This is a genomic window from Lentilactobacillus fungorum (genome assembly GCF_016860605.1).
Lineage (GTDB): Bacteria > Bacillota > Bacilli > Lactobacillales > Lactobacillaceae > Lentilactobacillus > Lentilactobacillus fungorum.
This window is the reverse complement of sequence record NZ_BNJR01000017.1, coordinates 255,058-280,923: the sequence shown is the minus strand read 5'-3', so window position 1 is coordinate 280,923 and position 25,866 is coordinate 255,058. Positions and strand designations below refer to the sequence as shown.

Sequence of the window (25,866 nt, the reverse complement as noted above, 5' to 3'; positions counted from 1 at the left end):
AGGCTTACGCGCAGCTTTCTGCTTTGTGCAGCTGTCCTAATCCAAACTGCCCCAAAATGCTCCCCGCCCAACATGGCCCAAACTCACGAACAAAATAACAATTAAGTCATAAATGGAGGTTACTATAATGAGTAAAGCAATTTTACAATTAGACGCATTATCATGCCCGGCATGTATGCAAAAGATTCAAGGCGCTTTGGAAAAACAAGGGGGCGTTGAAAATGTGAAGGTATTATTTAACGCCGCCAAGGTGAAAACTGAGTTTGATGGTGATCAAATTTCTGCCGATCAATTAGCGGATACCATCACTAGCTTGGGATATGAAGTTCAATCAATGAAAGTAAAGGAATGAGGATTACCCATGACAATTAAAAATATTGAAAAAACACCCAAAGATTTATTTGATGAAGAAGTTAAGCAAGCCGATATTGATCATCATACCCCGACGGCAGGGGCGATGAGCGGTCACATTGTTGCCAATTTGGTGGTCCTTATCGATAAATTGCAGCAAGCCAAATGGTATGTTAAGGGAATGGATGCGCATTCGCTGAAAGTCTACTTTGGAGACTTGCTCGTTCAAGCAAGTCAGCAAAAAGATGAATTAGGTCGGACTCTGGTCGATGAAAACCTATTAACGCCGACAACCCAAACGGAATTCAGCGAGTATGCCATGTTGACGGAAAACGGTGAAAATAAATATCATTCAGCTGAGTGGCTAATTGATAATTTTGTCCATGATTATAATACCGAAAATTTGTTTGTCACTCGAGCGATTAAATTAGCTGAAAAAGAAGATCGACCGGTTTTAGCAGCGATGTTGACTAGGTTACTTGGCGAAAACAATCACAACATCGCCTCGCTGCAAGCGCTGTTGGGCAACACGCCTCGGGCTGGCTTAGACGAAGAAGACGAAGATGACTTTTAGCAAGTCTGAGTCGGATGGTTTGAAGGAGCTATATCGGTTGCCACCATGCCTTAGTCTTCAAAAATATAACTAAATATTTTAATGAAAAATGGTTCTCGATATTGGAGGTACTCCAAGACTTCAATATCAAGAACCACTTTTTGATTACACACATTGGCCTAATCGCTTGCCTTAATCAAAGTAATAGTCGGAGGTGACGCGAATACTAATCTGGCAATTTTGTTAACAGGTTTGCTTTTTTCATTGACAAATCTGGCTGGCCGCGTTAAATTTAACATCAGCATTTAGTTAGTTACTCATATAATTAACCAAATAACAAAATGATGAGGCGGAGGATTTTAGAATGAACGGCATAGCGATTAGAAAAAACGGACTCACTAATTTTGATATTAAGGTCTTGGGAATTACATTCATGTTAATTGATCACATCCACGAAATGTTTTCGGCAGCCGGGGCGCCTGGGTGGCTGGATTGGTTTGGCCGGCCGGTTGCCACAATTTTTATGTTTTTAAGTGTGGAAGGCTTTACCCATACCCATGATCAAAAGCGTTATTTATTACGGCTTCTGATTGGGTTTTGGATAATGGGTATTGGTAATATCATCGTTCAACATTTTTTCAGCGTTGGCCATTTGGGATTGATAAATAATATTTTTAGTGACTTATTTGTTGGTGTTTTAACGATGTATGGATTCCAGACCATTGCCAACGGCCATAAACAACATCGGCTGGGACAAACTTTTGCCGGGGTTGGAATCGTGTTAATGCCGCTAATCTTTGGGGGCCTGGTTTTATTTTTATTAAGCTCAACGCAGCTTAATTTGATTTCCAAGGCCATTGTGCTGGCTGTGCCGACGCCGATCACGGCTGAAAATTCCTTTTTCCTATATTTAGGACCGGTGATGTATTTGCTTCGAAAAGATCGTCGTTGGCAATTACTCGCGATTGCCGCTTTTGCTTTAATTGCAACCGGCTTTAATTTCAGTCAATTATTGACGCAAAATACTCAATGGATGATGATTTTGGCAATCATCCCACTGGCAATGTACAATGGTCAATTAGGAAAGAGCATGAAGGGCTTCTTTTATGCCTTTTACCCCCTTCACATTTGGATATTATATATTTTGGCCTCATTATTAGGCGTTCGAGCTTAAAAATGAGAGGCAATTTGGTTGCTTGTGAATTTCTCTCGGGGTACGATTAATTTGTAGTCGAGTCGTGAAAGATAACGGAGGGATGTTTATGGCAACTCAATATGATTATGATGTTTTATACATTGGCAGTGGACACGGCACTTTTGATGGGGCCATTCCACTGGCTGCTCGCGGTAAAAAGGTCGGTGTGATTGAGGATGACCTCATTGGCGGCACCTGCCCGAATAGAGGATGTAACGCCAAGATTACATTGGATGCGCCGGTAGCATTGACCCGATTAACGGAACAAATGAATGGCATTGTCACCGGTGGCATTTCAATTAATTGGGAACAAAATGAAAAACACATGCACGAGGTAATTGATCCATTGCCGGATATGATTGCGGGCTTAATGAAGTCGGTTCATATTGATCTCATTAAGGGTTACGGTGTTTTATCGGACCCTCATACGGTAATGGTTGACGATCAAGCTAAGACGGCTGAGAATATTGTCATTTCAACTGGTCAGCATCCACATCGACTGGATATTCCCGGCAAAGAGCTTGCCCATGACAGTGAAGCATTTATGAACTTGAAACATTTGCCACGAAAGATTGTGATTATTGGCGCCGGATATATTAGCATGGAATTTGCGACAATCGCCAATGCTGCTGGCGCTGATGTCACGGTGATGACCCATGGTGATCGCGTATTGCGAAAATTCTATCAGCCCTTTGTCGACCAAGTAGTTGCTGACTTGAAAGCCCGTGGTGTTAAGTTTATCTACAACGCGGAAGTTTCTCAGCTTGAAAAATCAACCGATGGCGTTGTTGTTCACTATAATGATGCCCAGCTTGATGCTGATTGGGTTTTGGACGCGACTGGACGAAAGCCAAACGTCGATGGGATTGGCCTCGACAAAGTTGGTATTACCTACAGTACAAATGGCATTGCGGTTAATGATCATCTTCAGACGAACGTGAATAATATTTACGCTTCGGGAGACGTGATTGATAAAGAACAGCCAAAGCTTACCCCAACCGCAATTTTTGAATCAATGTATCTGATGCATCACTTTGCCGGCGATAGTGATGAACCAATCAAGTATCCGGCCATCCCATCAGTTGTCTTTACATCACCGAGAATTGCCAAAGTAGGGGTTTCTCCGGATGAAGCAGCTCAAAATGAGCATTATCAAACGGCAACTAACCACTTGCCAGATGACTGGTATCGCCAAGTTACTAAAGAAACATTAGGGGATAATGTTTTAGTTTACAACCAGCAGCACCAGTTAGTAGGCGCTACGGAAATGAGTGATCAAGCAGAAGATGCTATCAATACGCTTTTGCCAGCTATTGAATTTAAATTAGATGCTGATCAACTGGGGCGGCTGGTGACGTTGTTCCCGTCAATTGCGGCTGATACGATGGGGCAACTATAAAACTTTACGAATTTGAATCATAATGATTATTAAAAAACTATCAATATCATAAAACGGGTCGACAGTCTCAGATGGCTGTCGGCCCGTTTTTTGTTGGTCAGCAAAATAGTTCGCTGATAAGGAATTATTTTACCACAAGTATTCAACTGGGTTCTTAATGTATTGATCGTAGACATCGCGGACGACCTGCATTTGCTCATCACTCAGTGGCGGCAGGTCAGCGGCCGTTGTATTGCGGTCGATTTGGCTTGGATTGCTGGCGCCAGGAATGACTGCCGAAACAGCATCGTACATCAAAATGAACCGTAAGGCGGTGGCGGCTAGATTATCAGTTCCCAATCGCTGTTTTAAGTCGTTAGCGGCCTTAACCCCCGTCAGATAATCGACGCCAGAGAAGGTTTCCCCTTTGTCAAATTGCTCACCATTTCGATTGGTGGTTCGATGATCTTCTGGGGCAAATTTAGTGTCGGCAGTAAATTTGCCGGTTAACAAGCCACTTGCCAATGGGACGCGGCCCAAAATGCCGATGTTATTTTTCTTAGCCAGGTCAAAGAATAAGTCGGCGGGACGCAGCCGGAACATGTTAAAAATGATCTCAACGGCCGAAATATCGTAAGACATTGCTTTGATAGCTTCTTCAACCCGTTCAACACTGACACCGTAATGCTTGATTTTGCCAGCCTGCTTGAGTTTATCCATTGTAAAGAAGGTTTCAGGCATGTAATAAGTTTGCATGGGTGGGCAATGCAGCAAGACCATATCTAAAGCGTCCACTCCCATGTTGGCTAACGACTCGTCAACGTAACGGGTAAGATGCTCAGGGTTGAAATGTTCAACAGTTAATGGGGATTCCTTGCGGCCAATTTTGGTGGTGAAATGAACGTCTGGATGGGATCGGACAAATTTGCCGACCGTCTTTTCACTTTGACCATCCTGATAGCCATCAGCCGTATCAAAGAAATTAACGCCATGATCATAGGCTTCGCTCAAAGTTTCCTCGGCGTCTTTGGGGTCAAATGGGGTGCCCCACTTACCGCCCAACTGCCAGGTTCCCAAAGAAACTTCGCTAATTGAGTAACCGGTTTTACCAAGTGTTCGGAATTTCATGCATATAACCTCCAATTATCCTATTCTGTAAATTCATTTTAACATTTTTCGATAATGGCGGGAACGTTTGTTTTTAATAATCCTTTTAGCAGACCAAACGAAAAAGACGAAGTTAAATCGTTATACTCATAAAGAGTTCGTGAATTAATAAAAAAGTTAATAATTATCTGCGAAAATCCATTAAATTCAATCAAAACACGAACAATAGGGTTGACATTCGAAATTGGGCCAAGTATGATTTAGACACAAAATAAATTCGAAAAGGTGCGTGTTAAAAATGGCGAACGTCGTCGGAGTGGCAATGGGGTCAATTTCTGATTGGCCGACAATGAAATTAGCGTGTGAACAATTAGAAAAGCTGGGGATTCCCTATGAAAAGCACGTTATTTCAGCCCACCGGATGCCAGATGAATTGCAGGCATTCGGCAAATCAGCTCGAAATAAAGGCCTAAAAGTCATCATTGCCGGAGCTGGTGGCGCTGCGCATCTGCCAGGGATGATTGCGGCAAACACGACGTTACCAGTGATTGGAGTGCCAATCAAAACCCGAACATTAAACGGTGTTGACTCGTTACTTTCAATTGTTCAAATGCCGTTTGGGGCACCTGTGGCAACAGTTAGCATTGGTGAATCTGGTGCCAAAAATGCGGCATTGCTTGCTGGCCAGATCTTAGCAACCACTGATCAGTCAATTGAAACCAAGCTTCAAGCATTAAAACACGAACAAAAAGTGGAGGCCAAAAACAGTGAGCAGCAATTCGATTAAAACAATCCTGCCACCAGCAACGATCGGCATTGTTGGCGGCGGCCAATTGGGGCAAATGATGGCGCTTATCGCCAAATCAATGGGGTATCATGTTGGAATTCTTGATCCAACCCCGCAGGCACCTGCTGGGCAAGTAGCCGATTTTCAAATTGTTGCCGAATACGATGACGTGGCAGCCCTCATGAAGTTAGCGCAACAAGCTGATGTGCTAACTTATGAATTTGAAAACGTTGATGAGGCCTCATTACTCAAAGCCAATCAAGTAACCGAATTGCCTCAGGGGGTCAATCTTTTACACATTACCGGTGAACGCTTAAACGAAAAGAAGTTTATTCATAATTGCGGCTTGCCGGTAACCCGGTTTGCAGCGGTGGCTGATCGTAAAAGTATGCTCACCGCAGTTGAAAAAGTCGGGTACCCAGCAATCTTAAAGACGACTTCCGGCGGCTATGACGGCCACGGCCAAATGGATATTAATGAGCCAGCTGACGTGGATAAAGCTGCTGAATTGTACGAGCAACAGCCCTGTATTTTGGAAGCCCGCCAGAAATTTATCGCTGAGGCTTCGGTGATGGTGACGCGGGATCTGAACGGTAAGGTGATTACGTTTCCGTTAGTTGAAAATCGTCATAAAAATCACATTTTGCATACCACAATTGCCCCAGGCCAATTTTCACAAACGGTTCATCAAAAAGCACGCCACTATGCGGAAGTGATTGCCAACAGCCTTGATTTGTACGGGGTTTTAGGCATTGAACTGTTTGTAATTGATGATCAAGATATTATGGTCAACGAACTAGCGCCACGGCCACATAACTCCGGCCATTACACGATTGAAGCATGCAATATTTCTCAGTTTGAGGCTCATATTAGGAGTATCTGTGGCTTACCGATTCCAGCGGTTATCCAAACGCAACCAGCTGTCATGCGTAACCTCCTCGGAACGGATTTAACGCTGGCCCGTAAATTACTGAAGACGCATCCAGAGTGGCACTTTCATGATTATGGCAAAGCTGAAATCAGGCCGCAGCGAAAAATGGGCCACGTCACGGTGCTTGGCGATCACATTGACGACTTGTTGAAGTCAACTGACATGTTAAAGGGAGAAAATTAAAATGACTGATTTAACTCAGATTGAAAAAAGAGACCTTTTATACAAGGGCAAAGCCAAAGAAATGTTTACGACCAACGATCCTGATATCATGTGGGTTCACTACATGGATCAAGTCACCGCTTTTAATGGTAAGAAAAAGGTTCAGATGGCTGGTAAGGGTCAAACCAACTGCGAAATTTCGGCCCTCATTTTTACTGATCTTGCTAAACATGGCATTGAAAATCACTTTATTAAGCAACTCGATGCGAACAACCAATTGGTTAAGCGGGTCAAAATTATTCCATTAGAAACGGTCGTTCGCAATTTTGCCTCAGGCAGCTTTGAAAAGCGGTTTGCGGTCAAGCATTTGCTGAAATTCGACAAACCCATCACTGAATTTTATTACAAAAGCGATGAATTAGACGATCCCTTCATCAATGACTTTGAAGTCGAAGCATTAAAAATTGCCACTGAAGATCAAATGAATCAGATTCGCGCAATTGCTTTAATGGTCAACAACCGTCTCAAGGAGATCTTTGACAAAATGGCGATTGATCTGGTTGATTTTAAAGTCGAAATTGGCATTGACCGAGACGGCAAACTGATCTTGGCCGATGAGATTTCACCAGATAGCTGCCGTCTCGTTGACCGCAAGACCAAAAAATCGCTTGATAAGGATGTCTTTAGAAAAGGGCTTGGCGAACTGGTGCCAGTATATAAAGAATTGCTTGGCCGATTAGAGAAAGTAGAAGGTGTTAACTAATGGCATTAGTCAAAGTCTACGTTAATTACAAACAGTCAATTCTAAATCCCGAAGCAGAAGCCGTTCACAAAGCACTCAAACGGCTTGGTTATGCGGATATTGAAGACGTCAAGTTAGGTAAGTATTTTGAACTCACCGTGGCTGACGGCAAGTCCCAGGCGGAAATGGATCATGAAATCAACGAAATTTGTGACAAGTTACTTGCTAATTACAACATGGAAAATTACCACTATGAAATTGAAGATGCGGAGGCGGCTCAATGAAGTTTGCGGTTCTTGAATTTCCAGGCTCAAACTGTGAGATGGATCTCTATAACGCCATTAAGGATATTATCAAAGAAGAAGTTGAACTGGTTTCTTACAAACAGGAGTCACTGGCCGGTTTTGACGCCGCACTAATTCCTGGTGGCTTCTCTTATGGAGATTATTTGCGAAGCGGCGCGATTGCCCGTTTTTCGCCAATTATTCCGGCCCTACAACAGTTTGCTTCAAGCGGTAAACCAGTTTTGGGAATTTGCAATGGGTTTCAGATTCTCACTGAAGCTGGTTTGCTTCCTGGCAGTTTACAAAAAAATGTCTCAGCCAAGTTCATTTGTAAAGATGAAACCTTGGTCGTTAATAATAATCACAGTTTGTTTAGTTCGGAGTATCAAAAGGGGCAGCTGATTAGCTTACCAATTGCCCACGGTGATGGTAACTATTATTGTGATCAAGAAACCCTCAAGAGTTTGATTGCCCATGATCAGATTGTCTTTAAGTACACTAACAATCCCAATGGCAGTGTTGATAATATTGCCGGGATTGTGAATCAGCAAGGAAACGTATTAGGAATGATGCCCCATCCAGAACGCGCCGTGGAAGATGTGTTGGGTTCAAGTGACGGCAAGGGGGTCTTTCAATCAATCGTCAAGCACATTAAGAGTCGAGGGGTTATCTATGAATAAAGTCGCAGAACAAGTAGAAGCAACACCGGAACAAATCAGGGATCAACAGTTGTATCGATCCATGGGCTTGACCGACCACGAGTATCAGTTAATTAAGGACGATGTGTTGCATCGGCTGCCTAATTACACTGAGGTGGGGCTATTTTCCGGCATGTGGAGTGAACATTGCTCTTATAAGAATTCTAAACCAGTGTTAAAGAAGTTCTTTACCAAGGGCAAGCACGTCGTTAAAGGCCCTGGCGAAGGGGCTGGCATCATCGACATTGGTGATAACCAGGGCGTTGTTTTCAAAGCTGAAAGTCACAACCATCCCTCAGCCGTTGAACCCTTCCAAGGCGCAACGACCGGCGTTGGCGGGATTCTCCGCGATATTTTTTCAATGGGTGCCCGGCCAATTGCCAGTTTAGATAGTTTGCGATTTGCCGAACCCAAAACCGATGCGGATAAATACTTTATTCAACAAATTGTTGCCGGCATCAGTGCATACGGCAACTGTATTGGTATTCCAACGGTGGGTGGCGACACTGCGTTTGACGATGCGTATGCCCACAACCCGCTAGTCAACGTGATGTCTGTCGGTTTGATGGATCTTGATAAGATTGAAGTTGGTGCTGCGGCAGGGGTCGGTAATAGTATCGTCTATGTGGGTCATAAAACTGGCCGCGATGGGATTAACGGTGCCTCGTTTGCCTCATTCCAATTTGATTCTGAACATGAAAGCCAACGGTCAGCTGTTCAAGTTGGCGATCCATTTGAAGAAAAATTAGTGATGGAAGCCTGCTTGGATGTGATTAATAATCACGCAGAAGCTTTAATCGGGATTCAGGATATGGGAGCTGCTGGGTTGGTTTCTTCTTCAGCCGAAATGGGCTCTAAAGCGGGCGGTAACGGCATGGAATTGAATCTTGATTTGGTACCGCAGCGAGAAGCCGGGATGTCAGCCTTTGAATTAATGTTATCAGAGTCACAGGAGCGAATGTTATTGTGCGTGAAGGCTGGCCACGAAGATGAAGTGCTTCAAGTGTTTGCAGATCGGGGTGTTAATGCGGTTGTGATTGGCCACGTCACCGAAGGTCATCAGTACAGGCTATTGCATCACGGCAAGTTAGTTGCCGATGTGCCAGTTGATTCGTTGGCCGCCCAGGCGCCGGTTTATCACCGGGAGTCAGCGGTTCCGGAACATTTAAAACACGCTGATGCTCATCAATATCAACCGCAAATTGCCAATCCAACTGCAACTCTTAAGCAAATGCTAGGGCAACTCACGATTGCTTCTAAAGAAAGTATTTATGAAACCTACGATACGCAAGTTCAAACGAATACGGTGGTTGCGCCGGGATCAGACGCGGCCGTGGTTCGCATTCGCCATCATGATAAAGCGTTGGCAATTACCACGGATGTTAACGGACGCTATCTTTATTTGAACCCCCGAATTGGTGGTCAAATGGCGGTTGCTGAGGCGGCGCGAAACATTGTTGCTTCTGGGGCGACACCGCTTGGCATTACCGACTGTCTGAACTTCGGTAATCCAGAAAAGCCGGATCAATTTTACGAACTGGACCAAGCAGTTATGGGAATGAGCGAAGCCTGCGAAAAGTTCGAAGCACCAGTGATTTCCGGTAACGTGTCCTTAAATAACGAATATGACAACGTGCCAATTTACCCCACCCCAATGGTCGGCATGGTTGGCCTCATTAAGGGAATCGACCACATCACTACCCAAGATTTTAAGCAGGCGGGTGATTTAGTTTACGTGATTGGCAAGACCGATGCCGGCTTTAACGGTTCCCAGATTCAAAAAATGCAAACCGGCCAAATCTTCGGTCAGTTATTTGACTTTGATTTAGATTATGAACTGAAGATTCAACATTTGGTTACCAAGGCCATTCAAGCCAAACTCCTTCAGTCCGCCCACGATATTTCTGAGGGTGGCTTGATTACCGCAATTGCCGAAAGTACGTTTGGCCGCCAATTAGGGGTTGAGTTGGCAAGTGACCTAACCGTTGCCGATTTCTTCTCGGAAAGTCAGTCTCGGTTTGTTGTTTCAGTGCCACAAGACAAGCAGGCAGCCTTTGAACAATTAGTCGGTAGTGAAGCATATCAACTTGGTAAAGTGACAGATGATAATCATTTCTTTGTTCAAGCTAGCGATGGTTACTTTGATTTAGACAGTGACAAAGCACTGGCTATTTGGAAAGGGGCATTGGCATGCCGGCTGAAGTAAAAAGTTTAAATGAAGAGTGCGGCATTTTTGGTGTTTGGGGAACCCCAGATGCGGCCAAATTGACCTACATTGGCTTATTTGCCCTTCAACACCGCGGCCAAGAAGGGGCTGGGATTACCGTTAATAATGGCGGGCATCTCACGACCAAACGTGGCTTTGGCTTGTTAACCGATGTATTTGACTCACCGACTGCCGTTGAAGAAATGACTGGTTCTGCCGCTATTGGTCACGTGCGTTATTCCACCGCCGGCAGTAATCTGCTTGAAAACATCCAACCCCTCCCGTTTAATTTTAGCGATACCCAGTTTGCTTTAGCCCATAACGGGAATTTAACCAACGCCATTTCAATTCGGAGGCGCTTGGAAGATCGCGGGGCCATTTACCACTCAAGTTCTGATACTGAGAACCTGATGCACTTGATTCGTTTAAGCCAAGCGGATAATTTAGATGACCAAATGAAAGAAGCCCTCAACGTCATTAAGGGTGGTTTTGCCTACCTGGTGATGACTAAAGATCGCCTTTATGCCGCCCTTGACCCCAATGGTTTTCGGCCGTTGGTGGTTGGTCAATTGGCCAATGGTGCTTATGTTGTTTGCAGTGAAACTTGTGCGCTAGACGCAGTTGGCGCTGAATTCAAGTTTGATGTTCAGCCCGGTCAATTGATTAAGATCGACGACGCCGGCATCACGGTTGACCAATACACAACCGATACCCAGTTGGCGATTTGTTCGATGGAATTCATCTATTTTGCCCGGCCAGACTCTGACATCTATGGGGTTAACGTTCATTCGGCCCGCAAACGCATGGGAGCTCGGCTTGCCCAAGAACAGCCCGTTGATAATGCTGACATGGTGATTGGGGTGCCCAACTCTTCGCTGTCGGCGGCAATGGGGTACGCCCAAGAATCTGGTTTGCCGTATGAAATGGGCTTGGTTAAGAATCAATATTCGGCCAGAACGTTCATTGAGCCCACCCAAGCGCTTCGCGAGCAGGGCGTTAATATGAAGCTTTCAGCTGTCAAAGGTGTTGTTCGGGGCAAGAACCTCATTTTAGTCGATGATTCAATTGTTCGGGGTACCACCAGCCGCCGGATTGTCAAATTGCTGAAAGATGCTGGTGCCGCTTCGGTTCATTTGCGGATTGCGTCACCGCCACTTCGTTATCCGTGCTTTTACGGCATTGACATTCAACACGTCCGTGAATTAATTGCGGCCAACAAGACGATTGAACAAATGCGTGAGATTTTTGGCGCTGACTCCCTTGGCTTTTTAAGCGTTCAAGGAGTGGTTGATGCCGTTAATCTAAAAACTGACGCACCGAACAAAGGCCTGTGTGTTGCTTACTTTGATGGTAAATACCCAACGCCTTTATACGACTATGAAGAAGAATATGATCGTGATCAAGCGCAACTACAACAGATGAGATGAGGTCATTTAGATGGACGCGTACAAAAAAGCCGGCGTCGATATTAACGCTGGCTACAAGTTAGTTAATGAAATTAAGAGTCTCTCAAAAAATACCGAATTAGGTGCATTTGGTGGGATGTTTCCACTAGCGCTTGGCGACTATCGAGAACCAGTCTTAGTTTCTGGCACCGATGGCGTTGGGACTAAATTGTTGATTGCGATTCAAGCTGGGCTCAACGAAACGGTGGGAATTGATCTAGTCGCAATGTGTGTCAATGATATTCTTGCCCAAGGTGCTAAGCCGCTGTTTTTCTTGGATTACCTAGGGGTTGGTCATCTAGACCCGGACCAAGCCAAGCACATCGTTGCCGGGGTCGTTAAAGGAGTTTCTGAAGCTGGGGCTAAGCTAATCGGTGGCGAAACCGCTGAAATGCCGGATATGTACACCAATGGTCACTATGACCTGGCCGGCTTTGCAGTGGGGATTGCTGATCAATCACAATTATTGAAGAAAACTGATTTAAGCGAAGGGGATGTTTTACTGGGGTTAGCATCAAATGGGCTACATTCGAATGGCTTTAGCCTGGTAAGAGACATTTTGTTCAAGCAGCACGATTACAAGTTGACGGATCAATTACCAGGACTTGATCGCGATCTCAAACATGAGTTACTGCGACCAACTCGAATCTACGTTAAATCGGTTTTACCACTGGTTGAACAGGGATTTATCGCGTCGATTGCCCACATTACTGGCGGGGGCTTGCCGGAAAATGTGGCGCGGATTTTACCGGAAAATCTGGCAGCTGAGTTTAACACGAATACTTGGCCGATGCCGGCAATAATGACTGAATTGCAAAAGCTTGGACAATTATCGTTTGACGACATGAAGCATACTTTTAACTTGGGCCTAGGAATGGTATTGGCAGTTCATCCAGAAAATGTGGCTCAAGTAAAAGAAGCACTAGTCAAATCTGGGGAGACAGTCTATCAAGTGGGCCGACTCGTTTCCGGATTCAAAGAAGTACTTATTCGAAAGGATTAATCATGACATCAGACGTTAAGAACATTGCTATTTTTGCTTCCGGCGAAGGAACCAATTTTACGGCCCTTTATGAGGCTTTCAGAAAGGAACGTTTGCCAATTAGAGTGAAATTACTAGTTTGTGATCACACCAAAGCTCACGTGCTGGCTCGAGCCGAAAAAGAATCGGTGCCAACGTTTGTGATCCATTTTAAGGATTATCCAAACAAGGCAGCTGCTGAAAAAGTGATCGCTGAAAAATTGGCTGCAGCTGGGATTGATTTTATTATTTTGGCTGGCTACATGCGGATTATTGGGCCAACTTTACTTGCCAAATATGAGGGCAAAATTGTTAACATTCATCCAGCCTTGCTACCTAAGTTTCCTGGCCGCCATGGGATTGAAGACGCTTATGAAGCCGGCGTTGACACGACCGGCGTGACAATTCACTGGGTGGATTCTGGGATTGACTCTGGTAAAATTATTGCTCAAAGAAAAGTGCCGGTTTACAAAGCCGACAAGTTAAGCGATTTGGAAACAAGGATTCATGCCACTGAACATCAGTTATATCCAGAAGTCATTAAACAATTATTAGAAAGAGGAGAAATTTAATGTCAAGAAGAGCTCTGTTAAGTGTTTCTGATAAAAGTCATTTAGTTGATTTTGCCAAGCAATTAAAGGAATTAGACTTTGAGATTGTGTCAACGGGTGGCACCAAAAAGGCCTTAGAAGCGGCCGGCATTGACGTGACTGGCGTTGAAGCCGTGACTGGGTTTCCAGAGATGTTAGATGGCCGGGTCAAGACGCTTCATCCAAAGATTCATGCGGGGATCTTAGCTAAGCGGGATAATCCGGATCATATGAAGCAATTAAGCGAAGCTGGAATTACGCCAATTGACTTAGTGGCGGTAAATCTGTACCCATTTAAACAAACGATCGAGAAGCCAGAAACCACTGAAGCAGAAGCCATTGAACAAATTGACATTGGCGGTCCTTCAATGTTGAGGGCGGCGGCCAAAAATTTTGTCGGTGTTTTAACGGTGGTTGACCCGGCTGATTATCAGCCAGTGATTGATGCTTTGAAAGCGCACGCCGACGATGCCGACTTCAGAAAACATTTGGCGGCGAAAGTCTTTAGACACACGGCAGCTTACGATGCATTGATTTCAAATTACATGACCGAAGAAGAATTTCCAGAAAAATTGACGTTAACCTACGAAAAGCAACAGGCTTTACGTTACGGCGAAAACAGTCATCAAAAAGCAGCCTTTTACCGTAAACCACTGCCTTCAAAGTTATCAATTATTCCGAACCAACTTCACGGCAAGGAACTGTCGTACAACAACATTAAGGATGCCAACGCGGCGTTAAATATGGTAGCCGAATTTGACCAGCCAGCCGTGATTGCCATGAAGCATATGAATCCTTGTGGCGTTGGTGTGGCCGACACGATTGAAAAAGCGTGGGACGAGGCTTACGAATCCGACCCAATGTCGATCTTTGGTGGGATTATTGCGGTTAACCGGGAAATTGATGCGGCAACTGCTGAAAAAATGCACAAGATTTTCTTGGAAATTGTCATTGCACCAGCTTACTCAGATGAAGCCTTTGAAATTTTAGCTAAGAAGAAAAATATTCGTTTGCTCAAGGCAGACCTCAGCCACCGTGATCAACCAGATCGCTTTGAAGAAATTACCGTTAGCGGCGGGATGCTCATTCAAGAAAGTGATCATGAGATTGACCAGATTCCTGATTTCAAAGTTGTTACGAAGGTTCAACCAACCGAACAACAACTAAAAGCCTTACAGTTTGGCCAACACGTTGTTAAACACGTTAAGAGTAACGCGGTGGTTGTGACTACTGACACTAAGACGCTGGGAGTCGGGATGGGTCAGCCCAACCGAATTGATTCAGCTAAGATTGCGATTCAAAAGGCCATGCCAAAGGACGGCTATGAAAACGCCATTATGGCCTCAGACGCGTTCTTCCCAATGGACGATTGCGTGGAATATGCAGCTAAACACGATATCAAAGCAATTATCCAACCAGGTGGCAGTATTAAGGATAAGGATTCAATTGCGATGGCCGATAAATTCGGGATTGCGATGGTGATGACAGGGGTTCGGCATTTCAGGCATTAGTGTGCGGAACCAAGCGGTTAGGGACTGGAGTCTAAGCAGCTCTGGTCGAAAATGTGGTTTTCATTTTTGATCAGAGCTGCTTAGATACAAGTCCCTGCTTGGTGGAGCAGTCCTAATCTGAGGGGTAGAGGTGCTTATGTGGAAGTTTCTGCTTGGCGGAGCATCATTCCGCTCGGCTGCCAAGAAAGGCAAACTTGAAAGCTGCTTGGTGGAGCAGTCCTAGTCTGAGGGATAGAGGTGCTTATCCGCAGGCTTCTAACCGCTTGGCGGAGCATCATTTAGCTAGGATACCTAAACGCCCCGTCATTCCTAAACGTAATCACACAGTAATGCAAACAAAGGCTGAGAATTCAGCCTTCTATACATAGTCAAAAATGATTAAACAAAGGAGATTCCTCATGGCAAACGTTTTAGTAATCGGCTCCGGTGCTCGGGAGCACGCAATTGCAGCGACAATGTTAAAGAGCCCACAGGTTGAGGCGGTTTATTGTGCGCCGGGCAATCCGGGAATGAAGCAGGATGATATTCGGCTGGTTGATATTGATGAATTGGATTTTGCCAAGTTACTGGCTTTTGCTCAGCGCAAGGCAATTGACTTGACCTTTGTTGGCCCAGAGGTCCCGTTGGCGATGGGGATTGTTGATAAATTTCAAGCGGCCGGATTAAAAATCTTTGGGCCTAATCAATCTTCAGCCAGACTGGAAAGTGATAAAACTTTCGCCAAGAAGTTCATGAACCGAAACGGGATCCCGACTGCCCAATTCAAGACGTTTATGGATGCCGATGAAGCCGAATCATACGCGCGAACATTGGCGTTGCCGGTTGTCGTGAAAGAAAATGGGTTGGCAGCTGGCAAAGGTGTCTCGATTGTCCGAGACATTGATGATTTGCGCGGGGCAATTGATGCCAGTTTCCAGCGATCCGATGAAATCCTTATCGAAGAATTTCTGAGCGGTGAAGAATTTTCATTAATGATGTTTGTCGGCGGCGATCAGAAAGTCATCTTTCCGATTTCACAGGATCACAAGAAAATTCATGAAGGCGAAACTGGGCCGAACACCGGTGGGATGGGAGCCTACTCGCCGGTTCCCCATATTGATGAAGAAGTTCAGCGAGCCACCATTCAACAGGTCGTCGAACCAACGATGGCCGGCCTGGCTAAGGAAAATTTGGAATTTGCCGGCGTAATTTACATTGGCTGCATGTTAACCGATGCCGGCCCCAAAGTGATTGAATATAATCTGCGGTTGGGCGACCCGGAAACTCAAGTCTTATTACCACAGTTGCAAAGCGATTTCTACCAAATGACGATTGATTTGATTAATCACCAAATGCCAACCGTGAAATGGCAAACTGGGGAATTTTACTTAGGCGTCGTGGTTGCAGCCCCAGGTTATCCGGCTTCGCCACAGCAGGATATTGAATTACCCAATCTGCCGAAAAATGTTTTTTATGCTGGTGTCGTTGAAAAAAATCACCGCCTTTACAGTTCTGGCGGCCGAATTTTCACTATTTATAATCACGCCGCAACCTTGGAGTGTGCCCAGGCGAAAGTGTACGCTGAACTAAGTCGAATTGATTTGGCAAACTTTTATTATCGCAAGGATATTGGCTTTCGGGATATTGAAGTGAGTCAATAAGGCTCCTGTAAGAGTAGCGGTGTTTTCAGCTAAACTGAAACGAATTAAGACATCATAATTCTCGAACTACAATACTTGTAGAACGAGGATTATTTTTTGCACTGTTTTAAACGAATCACCAAATAGTTGGCAGGTTTACCAATCAAGAATCGGGCAATGGCTTTCCAAGTCATCCTCGATAAGGAGCGGATTAATAGTTGTCTAGTGAATGTGATAGGTGAAAATGATTGCTTCTAAAAGAAATTTATACATGCTTAAATATAAGTAACTATAAATTAAGGAGCATTCTTATGATTGTTATTTATATTATCATCGCAATCTTAGCAGCATTACTAGGGACTCTAGTTCAAGTAGGCTTCAAGTGGCATTTACTTACATTGGGGGGATACTTTAAATTTCTAGCATTAACTGGCATCATTTGTATTATCCTATACTTCTTCAATAGCTGGCTTTTATAGGCAACATTGACCCAGTGCAAGATTGTTACTAAAGGGCATCAAACCAAATACGCCGCCGTGATTACTTAGATAGGCTAATCACGGCGGCGTATTTTGGCCAGCTAATCGAATGCTTTATTTCTCAGTCATTTGCCTTTAACCAATGATCCAACACGCTGATAAATTCATCATGCTGATCTAACAATGCCAAGTGCCGGCTGTTCGCAAATAGATGCCACTTGGCACCTGGGATATGATCATACACCGATTTGGCAATCAACGGTGTGCAAAGGTCGTCAGTGCCGTTAGTGACCAAAACGGGAACGTGGATGTTCTTAAGGTCATCGGTCACGTCAAAGTCACCGATCGTGCCGTTTTCCGTAAATTCGTTGGGACCTTCAGCAATTAAACTGGCCTTTTTGCCGTTAGTTGGCCGTCTCAATGGCTCCGGCGAGTTTTCGTCCGGGTCGTCCCAGCAATAGCGCTCCATGTAGCGATCGTTAGCAGCTAAGTATTTGACGTTGGTGAAATCACCAGTCCTTTCGGCTTCAGCAATTGCCTGGCGGTCTTCGTAACTTAAGTATTTGATGAGGCGGTGCTGCTCTTTTCGCCAAAGATCAATCGACGCTGGCGAGCCGTCGATCATGACACTTTTGACGCCTGCTTGGCTGTAGTGGGTAAGGTATAACATCTCCAGCATCCCACCCCATGATTGACCCAACATGTGAATTTGATCTAGGTGGAGGTATTTACGTAATGCAATTAATTCCTCGGCCCAAGTTTCTTTGACGTAAACGGAGTCGTCGTCTGGGATCGATGATTTTCCACAGCCAACCTGATCATACATAATTAATTGGCGGCCAGTGTCGGCATAGTCATCCATTAATTCAAAATAGTTGTGCGAAGAGCCGGGGCCACCGTGAATTAACAGCAGCGGGGCTTTCCCAGGCGTTTTTTCACCAACAATTCGGTAATATGTTTTGTAACCCTTAAACGGCATGTAGCCTTCTTTGATTTTCATGAAATCATCAAATCCCTTCTATTTAGAATTAGTTCTACTGGAACTGATTATACACTTAGTGACAGATAGATTAAGGACTAAAATTAGATTACTTTAATCTTCTAATAATCGATCACGTAACTGTTCAACGGAAGTAAAGACTTCGTGAGGGTTTAATTTTTCCATTTCGGCTGGTTTAGCGTTAATTGACCAAGCGGCTGTATAACACTTAATGCCAGCGTCATTGCAGGCCTTGACGTCGCTTGTCGCGTCACCAATGTAAGCCATCTGTTCCTTTGGTAAGTCGTATTGGTTTAGGACTTGGGTGAACTGGGAGGCTTTAATCGACCCATCTGGCGATCCTGATAAAACTGGATCAAATTGGTCGACTAACCCCAAGGCTTCTAAACTAGTTTGTAAACTTTGCTCACCTTTGCCGGTAATCATCGGGGTGATGACGTGGTGGTCATGGAGCATATGTAAAAGGTCGTTAATGCCATCAAACGGTTTTCGAAGCAGCATGTGGGCACTGTGATAATTTCGATGGAACGTTTCGAGGACCTCATCTGAATAATTGGGAATCAATTTCTTTAACATGCCAATTTCATTGGCACCAAACTGCGCTAAGATCACTTGATTACTGATCCACTTACCTGTGTAATCATGAACGGTTTTTCTAAACGAGTCGAAAATAACCGGAAACGTTTCGGCGGTGGTGCCATCCATGTCAAAAGCAATGATTTTTTCCATACTGATTGACTCCCTTTTTAAGTGAGCGAGGCAAAGCAGTTAGAAAACCGAAGATAAGTCTTTTCTAACGGGGATCCCCGGACCCGAGATTCAAGTTAGAGATGCTTACGTGGTGTTTTCTGCTTTGCACAGCTGTCCACATCAAGATAAATAACCTAATTAAAAACTTTACCATCTATTATCAACCACGTGGCGGGAAGATACAAGTGGGCCTGGAAGAAAGCGGTGAAAGCGATTCTTTTGAGAAAGGCTTAAAGTAAATTTGACACTTCAAATAGATGGTTGTTTTTCAATGATTGCCTATTATAATAAAGGGTGTTACACAAATAATTCGTGGTCTGGGGTGCTTTAACAGCTGAGATGATACCCATTGAACCTGATGCAGTTAGGACTGTCGCAGGAAGACGCAATTAAATTGTTACCAATACAGGTGGCGTTTAAATTGGGAAGGATGGCATTTTGGTGATGAGGCGACCGGCGCCACTCAAGGAGGAAACATTGCCATGCCACTATCCCAAGATATTTTGTTTGAAGCCCAGCCGTACTTAATCGCGAGTGAAAAGCATCCCTTTGTTCAGGGAATTATCCACGCGACCTTATCTTCCGAGCAACTGCGATATTACGATGAGCAGGATATCGCGTTTGAATACAACGAGGTTGGCATTATTAACGCATTGATTAATGCCAGCACGACCACTGAGCAGGCGTTATTATTTCATCAACGCCAAGCCCTGCAGTTAACCATGTTACGGGACTGGCTGGACCGTGAGCCCAAATCAATGCCCCACAATTGGGAGACGTTGAAGCAAACGCCCATCCAGCCGATTAACCAGCTGTATCGCCAACACATGAGCGCAACAATTCAAACCCACAGTGTGCTACAAATTCTGCCATCGTTTGCGGCAGGGGAGTGGCTGTACATTGAGCTGGGGAAATTTGTTGCCGGGCAGGCCCGGGTTGATAAGGAGCCGTTTCGAAGTTTTTTGACAATGGGTGGCGATGCGTTTCTTGGCCCCAACGGCTTTATCCAGCAGTTCTTTAATATCATCGATCATGAAGCTCAATCCGCTACGCCCCGTGAACAAGAGCAGGCCAAGCAAACCTTCTTAAAGAGTTGTCTTTTAGAATGGTATTTCTTTGACGCCGCATATAAACAACTGACTTGGAATGATTGGCAGCAAGCGGCTCTAAAGGGGGATGGCGGCCCACTACTTTAACTTAACAATACTAAAAAGGAGTTCTGACTTTCTTAGCTTTTGAGGCTAAGGGGCAGAACTCCTTTGATAATTGGGTTGAATTAAGTAGGAACGATGAATGACTTAAAATGATTGATAGAAACCGTGGTTAGGCTTTTTGACGCGAATTTAACTGTTTTAATCCGGGTAAGGTAATCATCGTGATAAAGCTGACGATGTAGAGAATTGACAAGAAGCCCATTACAACGGTGAGTGAATAATGATCCATCAAAATACCAATGACAACGGATGAAAAGCCACCAACGGCTCGGCCAATGTTGACAATCACGTTGTTAGCGGTTGACCGAATTTCGGTTGGATACAATCGGCTGATCACCGCACCGTAACCGCCAAACATCCCGTTAGAAAAGAATCCGACGATTGCGCCAATGATTAATAGTGAAACGGTGTTGTGGGCCAGGGTAATGGTAAAGACCATTGCGGCCGAAGCAATGAGGAAGATGCCAAATGCGCGTCGAGGACCAAAGAAATCCAGGATTGAGCCAAACGTCATCATCCCCAAGCTCATACCGATAATCGTTGAGATCATCCAAAGTGATGAACCGGAAACGTTTAGACCAAGCTGCTTTTGAACGATAATGGGCAGCCAATTCATCAGGCCAAAGTAGCCGGCAATTTGAACGGTCGTCATGATCATTAAGGCAAAACTTTGGTAAGCTAATTTTGGTGAACTGAACATGTATTTGAAAACCGCTTTAGTCGTGGACTCAGTTTCTTGCTGCTTGGCTTGAACAAATTCGGCGGTTTCGGTTAAATGCCGACGGACAAAGTAGGTCAAGACAACTGGCACGATACCAACCAAGAACAAGGCGTGCCAACCTAAGTGGGGGATAACTAGCGCAGCGGTAACGGCTGCCAAAATGGCACCGACTTGGCCACCAATTGCGGCAACTGAGGTCATCTTGCCGATTTGGTTCTTATGGAACGATTCAGCGATCATCGAAATGCCGACGCCATATTCACCGCCAGCCCCAATGCCGGCCAGGAATCTTAGCAAGTAGATAACGGCAATGTTATTAGCGAGGGCCATCATTGCTGTAGCAAACGCAAAAATAAAAATCGTGTATGTAAATGTCTTAACCCGACCAAAGCGGTCACCCACCAAGCCAAAGATAATCCCACCAAACAACATTCCCAAGTTAGTGATTGAGCCAATCAACCCGGCAGCGCCACCACTTAAGTGCAGCTGGCTGATCATTGAACTCATCGCAAACGATAAAAAGAGCACATCCATGTTTTCCAATGCGAATCCAGAACTGGTTGAAGCAATCACCCATTTCTGATTCTTAGAAAAAGTCCGGCTGTGCGTAAGTGTTGTGTTTGTATTTTCCATGTTTAATCCTCCAAATGAATGCTCGCGGACATTCTTTATTTTTAAGCTGTTCGTATTATGGCATGGATGTTGGCGAATTGCAAGGCGGCTCATCAAATGAATTGATGACGGTGAGTTAGTCATGCGGAATCTCTGCGCCAATCAGATTTCCACCAAACGCTTCCGGCTGACTAAAGTCGTGGGATTGAACGAACGCCTCTTGATGAAACGGGTTCTCATGTTTGGGTGTAAAGACAATGACCCTGTCTTTGCCTTGAAAAATGTTAAATTGATTGGCAAGGGGGATGATGCTGCTGGGGATTGACAGTCCCCGAGTTTGCCCAACGCTTCGAAACTTAACTGGCATCGCAATCACTTCTTTCAATTGAATTAAGACTATGCTACAAAAAAAGTTTGACGAGTTCAATTAATAAGCCTCAACAGAGCTGAAGTGCGCTTCTAAGACCGCCAGTAAATTCATCGTTAATTGTTATCGTATCGGATGCCAGTTAGCTTAACGTGATTTGGAATGACTGCCTTTATCTTTAAGTTTACAAAATAGTATTTGCTGGAATTAATCTTTGCTGCATAATATCCCAAATCGCCACTTCCTTGATTATCCGTTGTGAATTTTACAGTAACCGTTTTTTGACGTCGTAAAAAATGATAGGTGTGGCGGTCAGCACAAACAGCCTTTAACTTGGTAAGATTCTTGCTTTTCAATTGGGCGTTGAGATATTGCTGCGTATATGATTGCGCATAGTTGTCAAAATTAATGATTGACCAGCCAAAATAAATTAAAATGGTGATTAAGGCAGTAATTGCGACCTTTGAATATCGTTTGATTATCGATCACCTCGTTTACGGATAATGCCATCAAGGGTTATCGTATTTTCCAGCATGCGAGGCTGGTTTAATTTTGTCAATGGGGATGGTGAGCAAAAATCTGCTTGAACTCCTGCCGCCAACGTGATAAAGTTATTAGCAAATAAAAGAGCTTTAATTTGGTTCAGAGAGGCCAAAAGCGGACGACAATTTAATCGAAGAGTCCGTGATTTTGTGGAGACTGGTGTGTTCAGATGCCAGGTCTACTGTCTCGGGCTCTTTTTCGATCATAATGGAGGTTAATCATGAGAGGACCACTAATTGTATCGCTGGATGTTTGGAACTGGGAAGGCTTAGTCAAAATCATTGATAAATTCCCAACCAATGAAGAAATGACGGTTAAGATTGGCATGGAATTGTTCTACGGTGAAGGCCCCGCAATTGTTCAGAACTTACTGGATCGGGGCTTTAAAGTATTCTTGGATCTCAAACTACAAGACATCCCCAACACGGTCAAAATGGGGATGATGCAGATTGGCCGCATGGGCGTGACTTACACGACGGTTCATGCCCTCGGTGGCTCAGCGATGATTGCGGCTGCTAAAGAAGGCTTGGAGTTGGGGAGTGAAGAGGCTGGCGTGCCAACCCCCAAATTACTAGCGGTGACTGAATTAACTTCGATTACAGAAGATGCCTTGGAAAATGAACAAAATTGCAAGTTGGACATGGTCGATCAAGTGGTGTCCTTAGCTAAGCTGGCAAAACGTTCCGGAGCCGATGGCGTCATTACGTCCCCGCTGGAAGTGAGCTCACTGAAGCAACAAGTTGGTGATGATTTCTTGTACGTAACCCCTGGCATTCGGCCCGCCAACTTTCCTAAGGACGACCAGTCACGAACCGCAACACCCAAACAAGCTGCCGAATACGGCAGTTCCGCTTTGGTCGTTGGTCGGCCAATCATTCGAGCAGAAGATCCGGTAGCGGCTTATCACAAACTTTTAAAGGAGTGGCATGATGCAAACTAATCAAATCATTCAATCATTAATCGATCACCAAATCGTTAGTATTAACCTTCAAAAACCTTTCCGGTATGCAAGTGGCATTTTATCCCCGATTTATACTGACTTTCGGCTCACCATTTCAATTCCTGATTTACGGAGAATGATTGCTGACGGGCTCGCTGAGAATATTAAAGAAAACTATCCAGAAGCAACCGTCATCGGTGGTGTCGCAACGGCTGGAATTCCCCACGCTGCCTGGGTGGCTGAACGACTGAATTTGCCCTTGATTTACGTGCGGGCCAAGCCAAAGGACCACGGTGCCGGTAAGCAAATTGAAGGTCGGATCAACCAAGATGACAAGGTGGTCTTAATTGACGATTTGATTTCCACTGGTGGCAGTGTTTTGGGCGCTGTCAAAGCGGTTCGAAACGAAGGGGTTAATGTAATTGGCGTGGCTTCCGTCTTCACGTATGGGCTTCCAGATGCCGACAAGAATTTCGCGGCCGCCAATACCAAATTAGTGCCGCTGCTCAGCTATGCCGATTTGATTAAGCAGGGACATCAAGAAAACAAATTCTCAGACGAAGAATATTCACGGTTGTCAACTTGGCACAAGGCACCTTGGGATTGGACAAAGCGGGAGGAAGCTCATGCAAACTAATATTTCACTGGCCTCACACATTGGCGACTATCAATTCGATAATTTACTGCTAAACGCGGCCGGCGTCCGCTGTGCGTCAACTGAAGAACTAGACAAGATATTAGATTCTGATGCCGGTGGCTGTGTCACCAAGAGTGCCACCCCAGAGCCGCGAAAGGGTAACGAAAGCCCCCGCATGAAGGCAACTTCGATGGGCTGCATCAATTCGATGGGTTTGCCAAATCATGGGCTCGATTATTACCTAAAGTTCGCAACAGAAAAGCAAGGGAACCACGGCAAACAGGTGATTCTTTCAGTGGCTGGCTTATCGATCGACCAGAACATTGAGATGTTAAAAAAGGTCCAGGCCAGCTCATTTAGTGGCTTGACTGAGTTGAATTTGTCGTGTCCAAACATTGCTGGAAAATCTCAGTTAGGATATGATTTTGAAGCTGTTCGGGATGTATTGGCTGCCACCTTCAAATTCTTCAAGAAACCATTGGGATTAAAGCTACCACCATATTTTGACTTTAATCAGTTTGATGGCATTGCTGACGTTTTGAATGATTTTCCAATTACCTACATTAATTCAATCAACTCAATTGGTAATGGCTTGGTGGTTGATCCAGAAACGGAGTCAGTGGTCATTAAACCAAAGGGCGGTTTTGGCGGCCTAGGTGGCGATTACGTCAAACCAACTGCTTTGGCTAACGTGCGGGCACTGCGGTTGCGGTTAAAGCCAGAGATTTCAATCATTGGCACTGGTGGGATTAAATCTGGTAAAGACGTTTTTGAACACGTCCTTTGTGGTGCCGACTTAGTTCAAATTGGGACAGCCTTCGGGTTTGACGGGACCCCGATTTTTGAACGGATTTCTAAAGAGTTGACGGAATTGATGGCTCAAAAGGGCTATCAGACATTGGCTGACTTTAGAGGGAAGCTAAAAACAATTTAAACAAAATTAAAACGGCTATGGGCAAAGTTGAGTTGCTCGTAGCCGTTTTTTCGGTTTATAAAGGATTATTTGTTCAAATGTTGGGTTACTAATCGCCTTCAGAAACTTCCACTAAGTTATAAAATGGCTGGCCGCCAACGTTATAGGGTGTCCAAATCCCTAGGCGAAAGTCTTCATCACCATAGTGCCAAGTATGGTTGCGGGTTTGCCCCTTTTTGATGGTTAGTCGGTAATTCCTAGCTGACACCTTCTTCTGGGGAAGGCCTTTGATTGGTTGTTTGTAGTAAATATAAGAAGTGTTCCCTTTTGATTTAAATGAACTAATCTTTTCAGCAGCACTCGGCTTAATTGTCCAAATAGGGTTGTCGACTGCGGCAACTTCTTTGGTTGACTCCCAGCTATTTTGAATGCCGTAATGTTTTAGCCTGGCAGTCGTGTAATATTGCAGGTAACCGTCCAGCGTGATGTAGAAGATTGGTTTGTAGTAACCAGCTTGAGTGTTGGTGAATCCTTGGCCGGCTTGGAGTGCTTGGGTTCGGACTGGCAAACGGAGCTTATATGGCGTGAAGTACTTAGTCGTATATGGTTTGATATAAGCGCTTGACGGTTTGGTTGCCTGATAAATGCGTTGTTGTTTTTGGTAGCTAATGGCGCCACGGCTTAGTTGGACGCTGGCCTGGTGATTGTTAGGCGTGTCAACAACCCCTTCAACTTTGAGAATTGTTCCCTTGGGAGTGATGATTTTATGGCCTTTCTTACCGTTAACCTTCGTGTATTGACCAGTAAAGAGTGGTCGCTTGACCTTAACGTATTGAATGTTGGAATTGTTGGCTAAGCTGGTGTAGGCGTGAGCGGAGATGGTTGAAGCTAAAAACATTGCCGCGCCAATGCCAAGCATGATGGTTAGTTGTTTTGCTAAATGGGATGTGTTTGATCGCATATTTTTTCTCCTAGGATTGTATTAATAAAGTGAGCGAAACCATCTATTGAATTAGATAACTCATGTTTATTTCATTGGATAACCATCGCTTGCTGTAAACATTTGGCCGAATGCGTAACTGGTTTCGTCTGAGGCAAGATAATTAGCCA

The 25,866-nt window shown here is 44.7% G+C and carries 25 protein-coding genes and 1 riboswitch; of the genes, 19 read left to right on the top strand and 6 right to left on the bottom strand.

What is annotated here, in order from left to right:
• The first annotated feature begins 127 nt into the window (after positions 1-127).
• From YK48G_RS11880 to YK48G_RS11865, 4 genes are all read left to right on the top strand, one after another.
• Positions 128-352 carry a heavy-metal-associated domain-containing protein gene (locus YK48G_RS11880; protein ID WP_203630924.1) on the top strand — a complete coding sequence of 75 codons (225 nt, stop codon included), beginning with the start codon at positions 128-130 and terminating at the stop codon, positions 350-352.
• A gap of 9 nt (positions 353-361) precedes the next feature.
• Positions 362-925, top strand: a complete 564-nt coding sequence (locus tag YK48G_RS11875; protein ID WP_203630923.1) for a ferritin-like domain-containing protein — start codon at positions 362-364, stop codon at positions 923-925.
• Positions 926-1,268: 343 nt separating this feature from the next.
• Positions 1,269-2,078: a TraX family protein gene (locus tag YK48G_RS11870; protein ID WP_203630922.1), complete on the top strand. Its 810-nt coding sequence runs from the start codon at positions 1,269-1,271 to the stop codon at positions 2,076-2,078.
• An 88-nt stretch (positions 2,079-2,166) separates the two neighbouring features.
• Positions 2,167-3,498 (top strand): dihydrolipoyl dehydrogenase family protein, encoded by a 1,332-nt coding sequence (locus tag YK48G_RS11865; protein ID WP_203630921.1) that lies wholly within the window; start codon positions 2,167-2,169, stop codon positions 3,496-3,498.
• Positions 3,499-3,627: 129 nt separating this feature from the next.
• On the opposite strand, the gene YK48G_RS11860 is transcribed toward YK48G_RS11865, so the two are convergent.
• Entirely contained in the window at positions 3,628-4,605 is a 978-nt protein-coding gene (locus YK48G_RS11860; protein WP_203630920.1) for an aldo/keto reductase, read from the bottom strand.
• Positions 4,606-4,882: 277 nt separating this feature from the next.
• Here YK48G_RS11860 and purE point away from each other — a divergent pair, with 277 nt between their 5' ends.
• From purE to purD, 11 genes are all read left to right on the top strand, one after another.
• A complete protein-coding gene (purE, locus tag YK48G_RS11855) occupies positions 4,883-5,371 on the top strand; it encodes a 5-(carboxyamino)imidazole ribonucleotide mutase (protein ID WP_203630919.1) in 489 nt (162 codons plus the stop codon).
• On the top strand, positions 5,352-6,485 hold the full coding sequence (gene purK / locus YK48G_RS11850) for a 5-(carboxyamino)imidazole ribonucleotide synthase (RefSeq protein ID WP_203630918.1): 1,134 nt from the start codon (positions 5,352-5,354) through the stop codon (positions 6,483-6,485). The genes purE and purK overlap by 20 nt, the downstream gene beginning before the upstream one ends.
• Before the next feature lies 1 nt (position 6,486).
• The gene (purC, locus tag YK48G_RS11845) at positions 6,487-7,227 is read left to right on the top strand and encodes a phosphoribosylaminoimidazolesuccinocarboxamide synthase (protein WP_203630917.1); all 741 of its coding nucleotides are present in this window, start codon (positions 6,487-6,489) and stop codon (positions 7,225-7,227) included.
• Positions 7,227-7,490 (top strand): phosphoribosylformylglycinamidine synthase subunit PurS, encoded by a 264-nt coding sequence (purS, locus tag YK48G_RS11840; RefSeq protein ID WP_203630916.1) that lies wholly within the window; start codon positions 7,227-7,229, stop codon positions 7,488-7,490. Before purC ends, purS begins: the two co-directional genes overlap by 1 nt.
• Positions 7,487-8,170, top strand: coding sequence for a phosphoribosylformylglycinamidine synthase subunit PurQ (gene purQ / locus YK48G_RS11835; RefSeq protein WP_203630915.1), 684 nt, complete (start codon positions 7,487-7,489; stop codon positions 8,168-8,170). The genes purS and purQ overlap by 4 nt, the downstream gene beginning before the upstream one ends.
• Positions 8,163-10,394 carry a phosphoribosylformylglycinamidine synthase subunit PurL gene (gene purL / locus YK48G_RS11830; protein WP_203630914.1) on the top strand — a complete coding sequence of 744 codons (2,232 nt, stop codon included), beginning with the start codon at positions 8,163-8,165 and terminating at the stop codon, positions 10,392-10,394. The genes purQ and purL overlap by 8 nt, the downstream gene beginning before the upstream one ends.
• Positions 10,379-11,821 (top strand): amidophosphoribosyltransferase, encoded by a 1,443-nt coding sequence (purF, locus tag YK48G_RS11825; protein WP_203630913.1) that lies wholly within the window; start codon positions 10,379-10,381, stop codon positions 11,819-11,821. The genes purL and purF overlap by 16 nt, the downstream gene beginning before the upstream one ends.
• 10 nt (positions 11,822-11,831) lie before the next feature.
• A complete protein-coding gene (gene purM, locus YK48G_RS11820) occupies positions 11,832-12,842 on the top strand; it encodes a phosphoribosylformylglycinamidine cyclo-ligase (protein WP_203630912.1) in 1,011 nt (336 codons plus the stop codon).
• A gap of 2 nt (positions 12,843-12,844) precedes the next feature.
• Positions 12,845-13,432, top strand: a complete 588-nt coding sequence (gene purN, locus YK48G_RS11815; protein ID WP_203630911.1) for a phosphoribosylglycinamide formyltransferase — start codon at positions 12,845-12,847, stop codon at positions 13,430-13,432.
• Entirely contained in the window at positions 13,432-14,961 is a 1,530-nt protein-coding gene (purH, locus tag YK48G_RS11810; protein WP_203630910.1) for a bifunctional phosphoribosylaminoimidazolecarboxamide formyltransferase/IMP cyclohydrolase, read from the top strand. Before purN ends, purH begins: the two co-directional genes overlap by 1 nt.
• 398 nt (positions 14,962-15,359) lie before the next feature.
• A complete protein-coding gene (purD, locus tag YK48G_RS11805; RefSeq protein ID WP_203630909.1) occupies positions 15,360-16,601 on the top strand; it encodes a phosphoribosylamine--glycine ligase in 1,242 nt (413 codons plus the stop codon).
• Between the two features lie 579 nt (positions 16,602-17,180).
• Here purD and pepI read toward each other — a convergent pair.
• Both pepI and YK48G_RS11795 read right to left on the bottom strand, forming a co-directional pair.
• Positions 17,181-18,059, bottom strand: coding sequence for a proline iminopeptidase (gene pepI / locus YK48G_RS11800; RefSeq protein WP_203630908.1), 879 nt, complete (start codon positions 18,057-18,059; stop codon positions 17,181-17,183).
• Positions 18,060-18,152: 93 nt separating this feature from the next.
• Positions 18,153-18,788 carry an HAD family hydrolase gene (locus tag YK48G_RS11795; RefSeq protein ID WP_203630907.1) on the bottom strand — a complete coding sequence of 212 codons (636 nt, stop codon included), beginning with the start codon at positions 18,786-18,788 and terminating at the stop codon, positions 18,153-18,155.
• 329 nt (positions 18,789-19,117) lie between these two features.
• Positions 19,118-19,208, top strand: a riboswitch (TPP riboswitch).
• A gap of 83 nt (positions 19,209-19,291) precedes the next feature.
• On the opposite strand from YK48G_RS11795, the gene YK48G_RS11790 reads away from it, so the two are divergent.
• Complete coding sequence (locus tag YK48G_RS11790) at positions 19,292-20,005, top strand: thiaminase II/PqqC family protein (RefSeq protein WP_203630906.1); 714 nt, start codon at positions 19,292-19,294, stop codon at positions 20,003-20,005.
• Between the two features lie 127 nt (positions 20,006-20,132).
• On the opposite strand, the gene YK48G_RS11785 is transcribed toward YK48G_RS11790, so the two are convergent.
• Together YK48G_RS11785 and YK48G_RS11780 are read right to left on the bottom strand one after the other, a co-directional pair.
• Positions 20,133-21,377, bottom strand: coding sequence for an MFS transporter (locus tag YK48G_RS11785; RefSeq protein ID WP_308440183.1), 1,245 nt, complete (start codon positions 21,375-21,377; stop codon positions 20,133-20,135).
• A 115-nt stretch (positions 21,378-21,492) separates the two neighbouring features.
• Entirely contained in the window at positions 21,493-21,723 is a 231-nt protein-coding gene (locus YK48G_RS11780; RefSeq protein ID WP_203630905.1) for an antitoxin of toxin-antitoxin stability system, read from the bottom strand.
• A 763-nt stretch (positions 21,724-22,486) separates the two neighbouring features.
• Between YK48G_RS11780 and pyrF the strand changes: the two genes are divergently transcribed.
• Genes pyrF through YK48G_RS11765 form a run of 3 tightly spaced genes read left to right on the top strand, consistent with a single transcriptional unit; the run spans position 22,487 to position 24,777 of the window.
• Positions 22,487-23,206: an orotidine-5'-phosphate decarboxylase gene (pyrF, locus tag YK48G_RS11775; protein WP_203630904.1), complete on the top strand. Its 720-nt coding sequence runs from the start codon at positions 22,487-22,489 to the stop codon at positions 23,204-23,206.
• Positions 23,196-23,843, top strand: a complete 648-nt coding sequence (gene pyrE, locus YK48G_RS11770; RefSeq protein ID WP_203630903.1) for an orotate phosphoribosyltransferase — start codon at positions 23,196-23,198, stop codon at positions 23,841-23,843. Before pyrF ends, pyrE begins: the two co-directional genes overlap by 11 nt.
• A complete protein-coding gene (locus YK48G_RS11765; protein WP_203630902.1) occupies positions 23,833-24,777 on the top strand; it encodes a dihydroorotate oxidase in 945 nt (314 codons plus the stop codon). The genes pyrE and YK48G_RS11765 overlap by 11 nt, the downstream gene beginning before the upstream one ends.
• An 88-nt stretch (positions 24,778-24,865) precedes the next feature.
• Here YK48G_RS11765 and YK48G_RS11760 read toward each other — a convergent pair whose 3' ends face one another.
• The gene (locus tag YK48G_RS11760; protein ID WP_203630901.1) at positions 24,866-25,717 is read right to left on the bottom strand and encodes a hypothetical protein; all 852 of its coding nucleotides are present in this window, start codon (positions 25,715-25,717) and stop codon (positions 24,866-24,868) included.
• Positions 25,718-25,866: the final 149 nt, after the last annotated feature.